Annotated in this window: 1 protein-coding gene; it reads right to left on the reverse strand. The window is 39.5% G+C overall.

All coding sequences use genetic code 11. The annotated features are described in order from the left end of the window. Positions 1-339, reverse strand: a 339-nt coding sequence (locus ACYQ2O_RS12950) for a hypothetical protein (protein ID WP_459796805.1), incomplete at its 3' end; no start/stop codon positions are given. Positions 340-377: the final 38 nt, after the last annotated feature.

Below are 377 nucleotides of genomic sequence, written 5' to 3' on the forward strand. Positions count from 1 at the left end.
ATCAATCATGATCGGCATTGAAATGTAGCGGAAGTCGAAAGAGTAGTTTTGGTTGTTCCAAACACAATGAGGCTTTTTAAGCAGAGGCACTGTTTCAAACTTCTTTTTCTTCCCTTTCTTAAACACACTTTTTGCATCCAAGGTAGCTTGTGCTTTTACAGCACTGGGCAAATAGGCCTCAATATCTTTGCTTGTTTTACGGGTAGGTTTTCTTTCTTCCACCATTTCCACTACAAGGGAGTTGATGGTCGAGATATATTCTTCGCTCATTTCAGCCAGAATATCTGCTTGTTCTTTCGTTGGCAGTAACTTTATTTTAACCGTAATCGTTTGAGGCATGGGAATCAACTCCTTGTCTTTTGAGATTCAACATATCG

This window comes from Alkalibacterium sp. m-11 (assembly GCF_054658155.1).